12 protein-coding genes are annotated in these 14,309 nt (G+C 70.2%); 3 read left to right on the top strand and 9 right to left on the bottom strand.

The features are described from left to right. Window positions 1-81 precede the first annotated feature (81 nt). On the top strand, window positions 82-1,389 hold the full coding sequence (locus tag AC0AIB_RS01690; protein WP_465095857.1) for an aminotransferase-like domain-containing protein: 1,308 nt from the start codon (window positions 82-84) through the stop codon (window positions 1,387-1,389). Window positions 1,390-1,396: 7 nt separating this feature from the next. Then, window positions 1,397-2,392 (top strand): D-alanine--D-alanine ligase family protein, encoded by a 996-nt coding sequence (locus AC0AIB_RS01685; protein ID WP_328341712.1) that lies wholly within the window; start codon window positions 1,397-1,399, stop codon window positions 2,390-2,392. 52 nt (window positions 2,393-2,444) lie between these two features. Here AC0AIB_RS01685 and AC0AIB_RS01680 read toward each other — a convergent pair whose 3' ends face one another. The 9 genes from AC0AIB_RS01680 to rpmH all read right to left on the bottom strand — a co-directional run bounded on the left by AC0AIB_RS01680 (window position 2,445) and on the right by rpmH (window position 11,860). Further along, on the bottom strand, window positions 2,445-3,569 hold the full coding sequence (locus tag AC0AIB_RS01680; protein WP_442930595.1) for a hypothetical protein: 1,125 nt from the start codon (window positions 3,567-3,569) through the stop codon (window positions 2,445-2,447). A gap of 2,021 nt (window positions 3,570-5,590) precedes the next feature. After that, a complete protein-coding gene (locus AC0AIB_RS01675) occupies window positions 5,591-6,655 on the bottom strand; it encodes a ParB/RepB/Spo0J family partition protein (RefSeq protein WP_328341710.1) in 1,065 nt (354 codons plus the stop codon). Window positions 6,656-6,682: 27 nt separating this feature from the next. Then, complete coding sequence (locus tag AC0AIB_RS01670) at window positions 6,683-7,870, bottom strand: ParA family protein (RefSeq protein WP_442930855.1); 1,188 nt, start codon at window positions 7,868-7,870, stop codon at window positions 6,683-6,685. Window positions 7,871-8,354: 484 nt separating this feature from the next. Beyond that, on the bottom strand, window positions 8,355-9,056 hold the full coding sequence (rsmG, locus tag AC0AIB_RS01665) for a 16S rRNA (guanine(527)-N(7))-methyltransferase RsmG (protein WP_328348986.1): 702 nt from the start codon (window positions 9,054-9,056) through the stop codon (window positions 8,355-8,357). Between the two features lie 118 nt (window positions 9,057-9,174). Then, window positions 9,175-9,753, bottom strand: coding sequence for a Jag family protein (locus AC0AIB_RS01660; protein WP_328341708.1), 579 nt, complete (start codon window positions 9,751-9,753; stop codon window positions 9,175-9,177). A gap of 220 nt (window positions 9,754-9,973) precedes the next feature. Continuing rightward, window positions 9,974-10,969, bottom strand: coding sequence for a membrane protein insertase YidC (gene yidC / locus AC0AIB_RS01655; RefSeq protein WP_328341706.1), 996 nt, complete (start codon window positions 10,967-10,969; stop codon window positions 9,974-9,976). A 3-nt stretch (window positions 10,970-10,972) separates the two neighbouring features. After that, window positions 10,973-11,212, bottom strand: coding sequence for a membrane protein insertion efficiency factor YidD (gene yidD, locus AC0AIB_RS01650; protein ID WP_218108252.1), 240 nt, complete (start codon window positions 11,210-11,212; stop codon window positions 10,973-10,975). A 44-nt stretch (window positions 11,213-11,256) separates the two neighbouring features. After that, window positions 11,257-11,688 carry a ribonuclease P protein component gene (gene rnpA, locus AC0AIB_RS01645; RefSeq protein ID WP_465095856.1) on the bottom strand — a complete coding sequence of 144 codons (432 nt, stop codon included), beginning with the start codon at window positions 11,686-11,688 and terminating at the stop codon, window positions 11,257-11,259. Window positions 11,689-11,722: 34 nt separating this feature from the next. Continuing rightward, the gene (rpmH, locus tag AC0AIB_RS01640) at window positions 11,723-11,860 is read right to left on the bottom strand and encodes a 50S ribosomal protein L34 (RefSeq protein ID WP_067300964.1); all 138 of its coding nucleotides are present in this window, start codon (window positions 11,858-11,860) and stop codon (window positions 11,723-11,725) included. 634 nt (window positions 11,861-12,494) lie between these two features. Here rpmH and dnaA point away from each other — a divergent pair. Continuing rightward, window positions 12,495-14,303 (top strand): chromosomal replication initiator protein DnaA, encoded by a 1,809-nt coding sequence (gene dnaA, locus AC0AIB_RS01635; RefSeq protein ID WP_328341692.1) that lies wholly within the window; start codon window positions 12,495-12,497, stop codon window positions 14,301-14,303. Window positions 14,304-14,309: the final 6 nt, after the last annotated feature.

Here is a 14,309-nt window from a genome sequence, read left to right as displayed (position 1 = left end):
GCATCCGCGCCGCCATGGTCGCCGGCACCGCGGGTACCCCAGCGGGCGGGAGCCCGACCGACACCCGATCGAGGTGATGTCATGACCGGAACGACGCTCGACGACTACACCGACCGGTACGCCCGGCGGGTCCGGGGCATGACCGCCTCGGAGATCCGGGCCCTCTTCGCGGTGGCCAGCCGGCCGGAGGTCGTCTCGCTCGCCGGTGGCGCACCCTACATCGCCGCGTTGCCGCTCGACGCGGTCGGCGAAATGCTCGGCAAGCTCGGCTCCGAGCACGGCGTCACCACCCTCCAGTACGGCATCGGCCAGGGCACCCTGGAGCTGCGTGAGCGGATCTGCGAGGTGATGGCGCTCTCCGGCATCGACGCGTCCTGCGGCGCCTCCCCGGACGACGTGGTGGTCACCGTCGGCGGGCAGCAGGCGCTCGACCTGGTGGCCCGGCTCTTCCTCGACCCGGGTGACGTGGTGCTCGCCGAGGGCCCGACCTACGTCGGCGCACTCGGGGTGTTCCAGGCCGCCCAGGCACAGGTCGTGCACGTGCCGATGGACGACGACGGGCTCATCCCGGAGGCCCTGGAGGTGGCGATCGCCGACCAGGCCCGCGCCGGCCGGCGGGTGAAGTTCCTCTACACCATCCCCACCTACCAGAACCCGGCCGGCGTGACGCTGAGCGAGGAGCGGCGGGAACGGGTGCTCGACTTCTGCGAGCGGGCCGGCCTGCTGGTGATCGAGGACGACCCGTACGGTCAGCTGGGTTTCGAGGGTGAGGCGCCCGCGCCGCTGCGGGCCCGCCGCCGCGACGGGGTGTTCTACCTGAGCACCTTCTCCAAGACCTTCGCCCCCGGGCTGCGGGTGGGCTGGATCCTGGCTCCGCACGCGGTACGCGACAAGCTGGTCATCGCCAGCGAGGCGCAGATCCTCTGCCCCAGCGGCTTCGCGCAGGCCGCCGTCTCGACGTACCTGTCGACTATGCCGTGGCGCGAGCAGCTCAAGGTCTACCGGGAGATCTACCGGGAGCGGCGGGACGCGCTGCTCGGCGCGCTGCACGACCTGATGCCCGAGGGCACCACCTGGACCAGGCCCACCGGTGGTCTGTTCGTCTGGGCCAGCCTGCCCGACGGGCTGGACGCCAAGGCGATGATGCCGCGCGCCATCGCCGCCCGGGTCGCCTACGTGCCGGGCACCGGTTTCTACGCCGACGGCACCGGCACCGGGAACATGCGGCTCAACTTCTCCTTCCCCACCCCCGAGCGGATCCGCGAGGGGGTACGCCGGCTGGCCCGGGTCATGGAGCAGGACCTCGCCATGCGGCAGGTCTTCGGCGCGGTCACCCCGACCGGGAGCCGGCGGGGTGGCCCGGACGCCCCCGGCCCCGACTTGGCATGATTCCCGCATGGCTGCCACTCCCGTCGAGCACTCCCTCGTGACCGATTCCGCCGCTGCCGATCCGCGCGTGCTGGTGCTCGCGGGTGGCCTGTCGTACGAGCGGGACGTCTCGCTACGGTCCGGCCGGCGGGTGCTCGACGCGCTGCGCAGCGCCGGGGTCGAGGCCGAGCTGCGGGACGCCGACGTGGCGCTGCTGCCCGCGCTGGCCGCCGACCCGCCGGACGCCGTGGTGATCGCCCTGCACGGCGCCACCGGCGAGGACGGCTCGCTGCGCGGGGTGCTCGACCTCTGCGACGTCCCCTACGTCGGCTGCGACGCGCGGGCCGCCCGGCTCGCCTGGGACAAGCCGTCGGCCAAGGCCGTGCTGCGGGAGAACGGCATCCCCACCCCCGACTGGGTGGCCCTGCCGCACGACCGCTTCTCCGAGCTGGGTGCGGTGGCGGTGCTCGACCGGATCGTGCAGCGGTTGGGGCTGCCGTTGATGGTCAAGCCGACGCAGGGCGGCTCGGGCCTGGGTGCCGCCGTGGTCAAGGACGCCGCAGCACTCCCGGCCGCGATGGTCGGTTGCTTCGCGTACGACTCGACGGCGCTGGTCGAGCAGTACGTGGCCGGCATGGACGTGGCGGTCTCCGTGGTCGACCTGGGCGACGGGCCGCAGGCGCTGCCGCCGGTCGAGATCGTGCCCCGCAACGGCGTGTACGACTACGCGGCCCGCTACACCGCCGGCCGGACCACGTGGCACGCACCGGCCCGCCTCGATCCGACAGTGGCCGGTACGGTGGCCGAGGTGGCACTGGCCGCGCACGCCGCACTCGGACTGCGTGACCTCTCCCGCGTCGACCTGATCGTCGACGGCGACGGTCGGCCCCATGTGCTGGAGGTCAACGTGTCGCCCGGCATGACGGAGACGTCGCTGCTGCCGTTGGCGATCCAGGCGGCCGGGCTGGACTTCGGTCAGGTCCTCGGCACACTGGTCCGCCGCGCCGCAGCCCGCCGCTCCTGATCCTTCGCGCCGCGTCTCCCGGTCGGGTCGTCCGCCTCGCCACCAGAGATCGTCAGCGCCGCTCGGGGTCCGATCCGACGGTTCGCTCTTCGTCGTCCTCGGCTCCGGTCTCGCTGTCGAGCCGGTGGTCGGTTCCGATGCCGGCCGGGCCTTCGACCCCGATGTCGCCTGTCCCCGCCCCAGTTCGACTGTCGCCGTCCTCCGCCCCGGCGCCCGTCCGGTCGATCCGGTCGCCGTCCGGGTCAGCTGTGACCGCCGCGTCGGTCCTCCCGGCTGCGGCTCCCGGATCGGTCCCGTCGGCGGTGTCGGTCTGGTGGGTGGCGGCCACGGTCGGCTCGCCGACGATGTCGTGGTCGTCGGTCTCAAGGGGGTCACCCTCGCCGGTCCCGGTGTGCTGAGCGCCACCGGCCCCGGGGGTGACAGTTGCGCTGCGCTGCGCAGCTGTCGAAGTCTCCTCCGGCACAATGTCGGCCGAGCTCTCCTCCGGCCCGGGGAGGGGAGTCTCTTCCGCCGACTCGATCACCGATACCGCTTCGCCGGCGGCAGCCGCAGCGGCCTCGGCCGACGACTGCGCAGCGATGCTGGACGGTGTCTGCCACTGGATTCGGGGCGGCTCGGCGAGGGGACGTCCACCGAACTCGGCCAGCCAGGCCGCGACGTGCGCCAGGTTTTCCCGCCACTGGGATTCGGAGATGGGTGGCAGGATCGAGTCCCAGAGCGACAGGAAAGTGCCGCGTAGCTGTAGCCGGCCGTACGGCCGCGCCAGGAACCACATGTGCAGGTGAGCGGAGCCGTCGCCCCACCGGTTGACGTGCACCCGGGCGACGCCGTCCAGCGAGCGGATCGCGCGCTCCAGACGCACGGTCATCACCCCGAGTTCGGCAGCCAGCAGGTTGGGCAGGTCGCCCAGGTCGAGGTGCGATCGCGACTCAAGGATCAGCACCATCGGCAGCCCGGTGGGACGGTCCATGGCTCGGACCCGCCAACGCTCACCGACCCAGATGTACGCGTCGTCCGGCGCGTTGCAGGCGACGCACTCCCGGAGTCCTTCCCCCTTGCGGGGAGGTTCGACAGGGACCGGTTCGTCGAGGTGCTTGACCCGCAGGTCGCCTTCGAACGGGAACGACGGCCACTGGGTAAAGTCCGGGACCGAGGAGGGAGGGGTGGTCTCGTGCACGACGCTGACCCTAACCGAGTCCGGGACCGCTGTCCCTACCCCGAACGCCGCTGATCATGAAGGGATTTCGGTCGAGAATGACGACCGTCGCGCTGCGTCGAAGGGGGAGCCGGAGTGGTTGTCCACAGGCTGATGAGATCACCACCACACCCCGTCATCCACAGGCTGGCGAGGTCCCTGACGCGCTGTTTCACGTGAAACGGGTGCCGCCTGTGGAAAACTCCTGTGGATAACTTTGGCCGTCATCCACAGCCTTGTTCACAGGGTTCATGGGTCCGATCTGAACAACGATCGAGGGGCCGCTCGGGCTGCTGGATGGCGGGAGTTTTCGTCTGCCTCTCGGGCGGTGGATGATCCGGCGTAGCTCACCGTCGACTCGTCCTTGTGGAGGGGGCGATGCAGGAGCGAGCGAGCGGCCTGCTGGCGGCGAGGCCTGTCGGCGACGCCGGGGGCACGCTTGGCCGTAGGAAGCTAGCGCTTCCATTCCGCACCGAGCCTCTCGGTTTCACGTGGAACCGTGGCCCTGGTGGGGACTGAGCCTGCTCAGGCTCCTGCCCCTTCCTGACCTCTCCCTGCTCGGCCTGCTCGGCAGATGCCGGGGAGAGTTGTTCCAGAAAGATCGAGTGCAGTCGGACGGTTTCACGTGAAACGGGTGACGCGGTCCAGAGGCCAGCGTGCCCGAGGGAAGGCCGACGAGCGGTTGTGCGCCGATGAAGCATCGATGGGTCGACGGTAGGCAGGGCGCGTGTGAACGAGGACGTGTCAACGGTCAGGCGGCAAGCGTGGGTGCCAAGAGGTGCCAGCAGACGAGCGGTTCGGTAGGTGCGCGATGAAGGGTTCAGCGGCCGGGTGGTGCGTGAGGAGGGTGGGCGAGACGGTCCTGCGGGCTCACAGGGTCCTGCGCCGCTGCGGGCATCGAAGCAGGCTTGTCAGGCAGTGGCTCGACCCGGTTCATTGCGCCGGTAGGTGCTTTTGCTCGTCGGGCCTGACCCAGGCCGGACGCGCTCTCCCTCACCTGGCCTCCTCAGAAATCGCGCGAGTTCCCGCAAAGTCGCGTTGGGCCCTACCCCGCAGCTGACCACCCGTCGGCCGTTTGGCATGCCGCAGACCGCTACGGAAGACGGTCCTGCTTGTGGATTAGTGACGACCGTTCCACGTGAAACATGGCGACTGCGTGCCTCCGATCGCCTTCCTTCGGACGGCACCGGATCCGCCGTGAGGTAGCACTGTCGACGACCTCGGCACCGGATCGGCCGGGAAGATCCGTTCCACGTGAAACATGGCTCCGTACCGCGACTCACACGTGCATCGCCGCCCCCGGGATGCCCCACAAACGCATCGCGCTCCGAACACACCGCCGCCCACAAACGCACCACCGCTCCCAATGCCCTCAGATCAGCCCAGGAGACAACTACAACCTCCGGGCTACCCAGGGGCTGCGTGAAATCGCTGAGATGCTCCAGGACGATCTGAGCGCGGCCCGGATCGGACGACGACGAGACGGGCCGCATCGCCAGGCCCGCCACCTAACTCCCGAGTCCGCTGGCTGCCGGGCCCGGTTCAGTCTCGACGTGGTGTGAATGGGCGTGGAACTCGGCGACGCCACGCCGACCGGCTCGCGGCGCACCGAGCGGAGCGGGGGGCCGCAAGGACATACCCGGGGTCCACACCTGCCGGGGCGATCCGTCCCCCTCTCCCCGGGCGGATCGATCTCACCCCCGCCTCTCCCCGTTAACCCCGAATGCGCCGCACAGGATCGCGCTACTTCCAGGTCGTAGTGGCATCCATGACCGGGAGGCCACTACGACCCGGCGTGAGCATGAGCTTGAAGCAGACCCTCACCCTGCCGATCGGAACACCCGAGGGCGGTATGGCCGCGGACGACACGTACCGGCAAGGGGCGAGAGTCGGCAGCGATGACGGAGGTGTCGACGTCGCCGGCGTTTCCGCAGCGGCATCGAACCCAACGAAACGGCCGCGTACCCGACTGGGGTACACGGCCGCGACGAATGGTCCGGTGATCAGTCCTCGGGCTCCGGTTCGTCTTCCTCACCCACGCCGATGATGCCGACGATCCGTTCCAGATCGTCCACCGTGGCGAACTCGATGGTGATCTTCCCCTTGCTCCGGCCGATGTCCACCTTTACCCGGGTGTCGAAGCGGTCGGAGAGGCGGTCGGCCAGGTCGGTCAACGCGGGCGCGTGCGGCTTCGAACGGCGCTTGGTCGCCGGGGCCTTGGCCGGGCCGTCGCTGAGCGCCAGGGCCACGATCTCCTCGGTCGCCCGGACCGAGAGCCCTTCGGCGACGATGCGGAGCGCCAACTGCTCCTGTGCCTCAGCCTCGTCGAGGCTGAGCAGCGCACGGGCGTGGCCGGCGGACAGCACGCCGGCCGCCACCCGCCGCTGGACCTGTGGGGGCAGGTTCAGCAGCCGGATGGTGTTCGAGATCTGCGGTCGGCTCCGCCCGATCCGGCGGGCAAGTTCCTCGTGGGTCGCGCCGAACTCTTCCAGCAATTGTTGGTAGGCAGCGGCCTCTTCCAGCGGGTTCAGGTTGGCCCGGTGGATGTTCTCCAGGAGGGCGTCCCGGAGCATCGCGTCGTCCTTGGTCTCCCGAACGATCGCGGGGATGGTCTCCCGGCCGACCGCCTGGGCGGCACGCCAGCGCCGCTCGCCCATGACGAGTTCGTACTTCTCGCTGTCCAACTGCCGGACGACGATCGGCTGGAGGAAGCCGACCTCCTGGATGGAGGTCTTCAGCTCCTCCAGTGCCTCCTCGTCGAAGACGTGCCGAGGCTGCTTGGGGTTCGGCACGATCGCGTCGACGGAGATCTCGGCGAAGCGCGCGCCGGGCACCGGATTGAGTTGCAGCTCGTCATGCTGCGGCGGCTCGTGATGCTGCGGCGCGACAACCACCGGCGCGGGCACCGGCGGTACCGCGGCCATCGGATCAGCAGGCGTCTCGATCACCGGGCGCCCCGGGTCGACCTCCACGGGCATGGTTGCCGTGGTCGTGCTCTCCTGGACCGGCCCGGTCGGGATCAGCGCACCGAGCCCTCTACCCAGACCGCCCCGGGGACGGTTCTTCATACGACGCCTCCCAGCGACTCGTCCGCACTACGCATTCCGGCTCACCGGCTCCTTGGCGCCACGCTCGGCGATCTCCTGGGCGGCCTCGAAGTAACTCGTGGCCCCCCGCGATCCGGGATCGTAGGTCATCACGGACTGCCCGTAGCTCGGGGCCTCCGACACACGGACGTTACGGGGAATGACGGCCTGGAGGACCTTGTCGCCGAAGTGGTTCCGGACATCCTGCTCCACCGCGTCGGCCAGCCGGGTACGGCGGTCGTACATGGTGAGCAGGATCGTGGAAACCTCCAGCTTCGGGTTCAGGTGCTGGCGAACAAGGTTGATGTTGTTTATCAACTGGTTCAACCCCTCCAGGGCGTAGTACTCGCACTGGATCGGAATCAGCACCTCCTGGGCGGCCACCAGAGCGTTGACCGTCAACAGACCGAGGGAGGGCGGACAGTCGATGAAGACGTAGTCGAAGTGCCCCGGGTACGCCTCGATGGCCCGGTTGAGTCGGGACTCCCGGGCGACCACCGAGACCAGTTCGATCTCGGCACCGGCCAGGTCGATGGTCGCCGGCACGCACCACAGGTTGGGGATACCCTCGACCTCCTGCGCCACCTCCGCGAGCGGCACACTGTCGATCAGGCAGTCGTAGACGTCCGGAACTCCGGTGTGGTGCGGGACGTTCAACCCGGTGGACGCATTGCCCTGCGGGTCGAGGTCGACCACCAGCACACGGTTGCCGTGCAGGGCCAGCGCCACTGCCAGGTTGACCGTGGTCGTGGTCTTGCCCACGCCGCCCTTCTGATTGGCGACGCACATCACCCGGGTCCGCTCAGGGCGGGGCATGGTCACCTCGCCACTCGGATTAAGGATCTGCACGGCGCGCATCGCCTCCATAGCCAACGGTGGGTCATCCTCTTCGCGCGTCGGGGTTTCACGTGAAACGTACGCGGCATCTGCCGGGTCGACAGCAACGGCCCCGAGTTCGGCCGCAGGACTGTCGATCACAGGTGCCGCATCGGGTACCGCACCTGGGTGTGGCTGCACGGGTACCGGTGGTGGATTGCCGTTCGGCGGTGCCTCGAATCGCGAGGGCGCCCCCGCGTTCCGTCGCACCGAGGCCGTCGCCCTTCCGTCCGGGGCATTGGGCGGCCGACTGTCGGAGCCGGCCGGTGCAGCGGGTGGCGGCAGATACGACTGGGGGACGGGGCGCGCGGCACCCACCACCGGGGGCTCGCGTCGCCCCCCAGCCCCATGCTCGGGCGGACGGATCGTCGGCTGTCCGCCGGCCGACCACGCCTGGTGTTCGGTTTCACGTGAAACAGGGTCCACGCCTGAAGCTGGCCCCTCGGGATCGTTCACCCGTGGATCGTCGTACCTGCCGTCGTCATGCACCTGTCATCCCTACCCGCTCCGGATGGTCGGTCCGCACCCCGTCTCATGGCCGTACCCGCGCTCGCACCGCGGAGTGGTACGGCCCGGCGGGGGCGATCGGACCGGTGCACCCGACATCCGCCCGCCCCACACTATCGACGCGCGGCCAGCCTACGGGGGACGGGCACGGCGGGTCCATCGCAGTTCTCGACGGACCTCGGAAGCCGAGCTACCGACATTGCCTCGCTAGACGGCGGAACCCGAACCAGGGAACCCCGGACTACCACAACGTGCCGTACCGGGGTCACTGTGCAAGCACGACAAGACCGGACGGGGTTCAGCGGGAGCGCTTCGAGCCACCCCGCGACCGCCTCGGCGACTTCTTCACACCCGACGGGCGGACCACCCGCTCCCGCACGATCTCCACCACAGTGGTCGGCGGGTCGAGGATGTCGGTTCCACAGAGTCGCACCGTCGGCTCGCTCCCGCCCAGCTTCGCCACCGCCTCGGCATGCTCGGCGACCTCGTCGGCTGCGGACGCACCCTTGAGTGCGATCAACCGCCCGCGGGGGACGACCAACGGCAGGCTCCAGGTGGCGAGCCGATCCAGTGGTGCCACCGCGCGGGCGGTCACCACGTCGGCCGTGAACGGGCCGACCCCGGTCACCCCGGAAGCCGCCTCGTCCGCCCGGCCCCGGAAGACCCGGACCATCCTGGCCAGCCCGAGTCGCTCCACCGCCTCGACCAGGAACGAGGTACGCCGGGCCAACGGCTCGACCAGGACGACGGTCAGGTCGGGACGGGCGATCGCCAGCACCACACCGGGCAGCCCCGCCCCGGAGCCGACGTCGATCACACTGGCGTCGGGCGGAATCAGCTCGGCGACGGCCGCGCAGTTGAGCAGGTGCCGGTCCCAGATCCGGGGCGCCTCCCGGGGGCCGATCAGTCCGCGCACCACACCGTCGGTGGCGAGCAGTTCGGCGTACCCGGCAGCCAGGTCGAGCCGGTCACCGAAGAGTGCCCGCGCGGCGGTGGCCAACTCGGCCGGAAGCGCGGCGTCCTGCGCGGAGGGGACGGGGCGTTCGGGCGACGGCCCGGGCGGCGTACCACCCGGGCCGGGACCGGCATCCGTCGTGAGGTCGTCGGGCGTCACCAGTTCAGTCCGCCGGCCGGACGACGATGCGTCGGGTCGGCTCGACACCCTCGGATTCGCTCTCCACCCCGCTCATCGCGTTGACCACGTCGTGCACGCACTTGCGCTCGAAGGCCGACATCGGCTCCAGCCGCACCGGCTCGCCGTGCTCCTTCACCTTCTCGACCGCGTTCTTGGCGACGGCGGCGAGTTCCTTGCGGCGGGTGGCCCGGTAGCCGCCCACGTCGAGCAAAAGCCGGCTCGGCGAGCCGGTCTGCCGGAACACCGCCAGCCGGGCCAGCTCCTGGAGCGCCTCCAGGGTGGCTCCCCGCTGACCGACCAGGTTCTGCAACCGGCCACCGACCACCTCGACGACCGGGCGGCCACCGGAGACCAGCTCGTCGATGTCGCCGTCGTAGTCGAGAATGTCGAGCAGGCCCTCGATGTAGTCGGCGGCGATCTCGCTCTGCGCGAACAGTTCGCCCTCGCCGGCTTGCTTCTTCTCCCTGCCGCCCTCTTCGGGCTCACCCTCACCGGTCGCGGCGGTCGGGACGGTCTCCTCGTCGAGCGAGGCGTCCGCGCTGGGGATGCTGGTGTCGGTCACGGTGTCATCTCCGTACTAGCTCGGCCGGACCGTCGGGTCCGCTGGTCTCCCGGGCGACCGGCGGGAAGGGGGCCGGTTCGGTCACGGGCACGTCTGGTACGGGCAGTCTCGCCCGTGTCCGCGCGGGGCGCGGCGGTTCCGGCCTTCCGGCGCCGGCCGGGACGGCGGCTGCGCGGCACCGGAAGGCCGCCGTCGGTCTTCCCGACGGCGGCCCGGTGGGTCAGCCCTGACGCTTGGCCGGGCCCTTCTTCGGATTGGCCGGCTTGGCACCCGGCTTCGGCCCGGCGACCTTCGGCGCGGTCGGCTTGGCCGGCACCTGCGCTACGGGCTTGTTCCGGTTGAGGAAGCCGCCGGTCTTGGCCGGCTGCACCGGGCCTCGGCCGGCGGTGGTCGTCGCCTTGTTGCCGGCGACTCCCTTGTTGGTCACCAACGGCGGGAACTTGCGGAGTACCCACTGCTGCTGGCCGAGGGTGAACAGGTTGTTGGTGACCCAGTAGATGATCACACCGATCGGAAAGATCGAGCCGGAGATCAGCAGGGAGAGCGGGATGCCGTAGAGCATCAGGCGCTGCACCATCCGCTGCTGCGGGTCCTCCGCCCAGCCGGTCTTGAGAATCATCTGACGGCTGGTCAGGTAGGTGGTGCCCATCATGACCAGGACCAGGATGCCGGCGATGATCTTCACGGTGGTGCCGTTGGCACCGAGCCGGGCCAGCTCGTCGGCGGTGGAGCCGAACTTGCCGGCGATCGGGGCGGTGAAGATCGTGGCGCTCGATGCGCTGTCGAACTGCTCGGCCGTCCACCCGTAGAGGGTCTTGGCGTCCTTGGCCGGGTCGAGCCGGCGCAGCACGTGGAAGAGGCCCAGGAAGACCGGGATCTGGAGGAACATCGGAAGGCAGCCCATGAGCGGGTTGGCCTTTTCCTTCCGGTAGAGCTCCATCATCTCCTTCTGGAGCGTCTCCCGGTCACCCTTGTGCTTCTCCTGGAGCTCCTTGACCTTCGGCTGGAGCGCCTGCATCGCCCGCTGCGACTTGATCTGCTTGACGAAGACCGGGAAGAGGATCACCCGGACGGTGACCACCAGGAAGACGATGGCGAGAATCCACGACCAGTTCGTGCCGAGCACCGTGCGGACCGGCACTCCGATGGCGTCCCACGCCGAGTGCCAGGTCAGCAGGATCCACGAGATCGCGTAGTAGATCCAGTCGAGACTCAATTCTCAGACTCCAGTCACGTCGGCGCGTCGGCGGCCGCCCGGCTCCGGCACCGGGTCGTGTCCACCAGGGTGGAAAGGGTGGCAGCGCGACAGCCGCCGGACCGTCAGGCCGGCTCCCCGGAGCGCACCGTGACGGGTAACCGCCTCCAGGGCGTAGGCACTGCACGACGGGTAGAACCGGCAGCGGGCCGGCAGCGCCGGGCTTATCCAACGACGGTACGCGATGATGGGACCACTGAGCATCCGGGCACCCATGCTCCGGCGTGCCGACACGACGGGTCCGCTGCTCATCGTGACCGCCGTCCCCGGGACGTCCGGGCGGCGGCGATCGCCGCGTCCAGGTCGGTCCCCAGCCGGGTGTACGGCGTCCCGGCCGCGGTGGGCAGGGCGCGTACCACCAGGGTGCTGCCGGCCGGCAGTGCGGCCAGCCGGTCGCGCACCAGGTGCCGCAGCCGGCGGCGGACCTTGTTGCGGACCACGGCGGGCCCGACGGCCTTGGACACGACGAAGCCGGCGCGGCTCGACTCGGAGATCATCTCCGGGTCGGTGCTCCGCGCCGGCTCCGACGAGGTTGCCCCGAGTGGTGTGGTCCCGAGGGGTGTGGCGGCCGCCGGTAGCGTCAGGTGGACGACCACGGCACCACGCCCGACGCGGCGACCACCCCGGACCGCTGCGGCGAAGTCGTTACTACGCCGCAGGCGCTGCGCGGCCGTCAGCACGACTGTCCACGCCCCCGGACCGGACCCGTCGGCCTCAGGCCGACAGGCGGGTACGGCCCTTGGCACGGCGGGTCGACAGGATGGCGCGGCCGGCACGGGTGCGCATGCGCAGCCGGAAGCCGTGGGTCTTCGCGCGCCGGCGGTTGTTCGGCTGGTAGGTGCGCTTGCTCACGTCAGGCTCTCCGTTTTCGTACGTCCCCGGCACGGGTTCGCCCGGGGTCGTGTGGTGGACCAGACCACCTCGGCGGTGGCCCCCGATCGGTACTGCCCGGTGACGCGGAACCTCGGCGAGACGAGGCTACGACCACGGACAGCAAGCACCCATCACCCTAGCAGAGGGCGATAGAGCAGCCATTCCAGCCTACGCAGGGGGGCAATGACCGTCAAACTGCCCAAGGCCGGCACGGCAGCGGTCGAGACGGCGGCCGATCAGGCGTTCTGCCCCGATCTCGGCGGGGGCGTCGGGATGGCGGCGGTTGATGACGGACCGCCGTCGCTGTTACCGTGCGCGTTTGCGGTCAGCTTCAGATCCGGGTTGTTCCCGGTGGGCAAGACCGGACCCGGCAGTGAATCGTTCGGCACGGTGAACCCGCTTCAACGCCCTCCTCGGCAGGGGGCAGGTCCGACCCGCGTCCGGCGGGCGGCCCCGATCAGTCGGTACACACAGGCTGTGGATAACTTGTGGATGCCGGCCGGTCAGCCGTCCGTGGGTGAGGGGTACCACCCGCTCGAACGCGGTGGCGGGCCCGGCACGACCGCTGGACCACAGCGGCGGCCGGGAGCAGAGGCGAGGGGGTGGCACGACGGTGGCCGGAACGATCGACCTTGCCGCGGTGTGGACCGCGGCGACGGACGAACTCGCCGACGAGATCATCTCCGCCCAGCAGCGCGCCTACCTCCGACTGACCCGGTTGCGGGCGATCGTCGAGGACACCGCGTTGCTCTCCGTACCGGACGCCTTCACCCGGGACGTCATCGAGTCGCGGCTGCGGCCGGCCATCACCGAGGCGCTCACCCGCCGACTTGGCCGACCGATACAGGTCGCGGTCACCGTGCGGATCGCCGAGGACGCCGCCGGCAGGCCGGCCGGCACCGTCTACCGCAGCGGACCGGAACCCTCCCCGGGGGAGGCCGGCCCGCCCCTGGACGACTACCCCGCATTCCGGCCACCGGCCTACGGCGAGCCGGCACCGCCCTACCAGCGGGAGTCCGACCCACCGGAGCAGTCCGGGGACCGTCAGCCCGAGGCCGGCCCACCGGAACACGACGGCCAGCGGCCGGCCCGGGTCCCGGCCAGCCGGGACGGTGGCCAGGACGCCCTCTTCGGCGTCGGCTTCGCCGAACCGATGCGGGTGCACCAACCGGGCCCCGAGCGGCGCGGTTTCGAGGAGCGCGACCGCCCCGAGCCGGACGCCGACCTGCGCGGCTACGAGCCCGCGTACCGGGACCAGGGCCGACCGCCGCGTGATCAGCAGGGTGCCCGCGGCCTGTCCCGCGACGGCGCCACCGACAGCGGCCCCGGTCGGGCCGGTGTCGACCACCGCCCCGGTGGCGGCGACCGACGCCCCGGCGGTACGGAGAGCAGCGGCAACCGGCTCAACCCGAAGTACATGTTCGAGACGTTCGTCATCGGCTCGTCCAACCGGTTCGCCCACGCGGCGAGCGTCGCGGTGGCCGAGTCGCCGGCCAAGGCGTACAACCCGCTGTTCATCTACGGCAGTTCCGGGCTGGGCAAGACGCACCTGCTGCACGCGATCGGGCACTACGCCCAGACGCTCGGCAACGCCCGTTCGGTCCGGTACGTCTCGACCGAGGAGTTCACCAACGACTTCATCAACTCGCTGCGGGACGACAAGACCAGCGCGTTCCAGCGCCGCTACCGCGACGTCGACATCCTGTTGATCGACGACATCCAGTTCCTGGAGAACCGCGAGCGGACCCAGGAGGAGTTCTTCCACACCTTCAACACGCTGCACAACGCCAACAAGCAGATCGTGATCACGTCCGACCGCTCGCCGAAGCAGCTGGCGACGCTGGAGGACCGGTTGCGGACCCGCTTCGAGTGGGGTCTGCTCGCCGACATCCAGCCGCCCGACCTGGAGACCCGGATCGCGATCCTGCAGAAGAAGGCGGCCCAGGAACGGCTCTACGCCCCGCCGGACGTGCTGGAGTTCATCGCCTCCCGGGTGTCGAACTCGATCCGGGAGCTGGAGGGGGCGCTGATCCGGGTCACCGCCTTCGCCAGCCTCACCAGGTCCACCGTCGAGCTGTCGCTGGCCGAGGAGGTGCTGCGGGACTTCATCCCCGACGGCACCGGACCGGAGATCACCGCCGACCAGATCATGGTCTCCACCTCGGAGTACTTCGGAGTGAGCCTGGAGGACCTGCGCGGGCACTCACGCTCCCGGGTGCTGGTCAACGCCCGCCAGGTGGCGATGTACCTGTGTCGCGAGCTGACCGACCTGTCGCTGCCCCGGATCGGACAGGCGTTCGGCGGTCGAGACCACACCACAGTGATGCACGCCGACCGGAAGATCCGTCAGCAGATGGCGGAACGGCGCTCGCTCTACAACCAGATCGCCGAGCTGACCAACCGGATCAAGCAGAACACCTGAGACGTA

It is taken from the genome of Micromonospora sp. DSM 43699, assembly GCF_055517075.1.
Note: the sequence above shows the minus strand (reverse complement) of the source record. Positions and strands in the feature narration are given on the sequence as shown.

What these genes read in the sequence shown, in the direction of transcription:
- yidD (WP_218108252.1), bottom strand. Translation starts at nt 11,212, where the DNA reads ATGCTCAGTGGTCCCATCATCGCGTACCGTCGTTGGATAAGCCCGGCG.
- AC0AIB_RS01685 (WP_328341712.1), top strand. Translation starts at nt 1,397, where the DNA reads ATGGCTGCCACTCCCGTCGAGCACTCCCTCGTGACCGATTCCGCCGCT.
- AC0AIB_RS01675 (WP_328341710.1), bottom strand. Translation starts at nt 6,655, where the DNA reads ATGAAGAACCGTCCCCGGGGCGGTCTGGGTAGAGGGCTCGGTGCGCTG.
- AC0AIB_RS01690 (WP_465095857.1), top strand. Translation starts at nt 82, where the DNA reads ATGACCGGAACGACGCTCGACGACTACACCGACCGGTACGCCCGGCGG.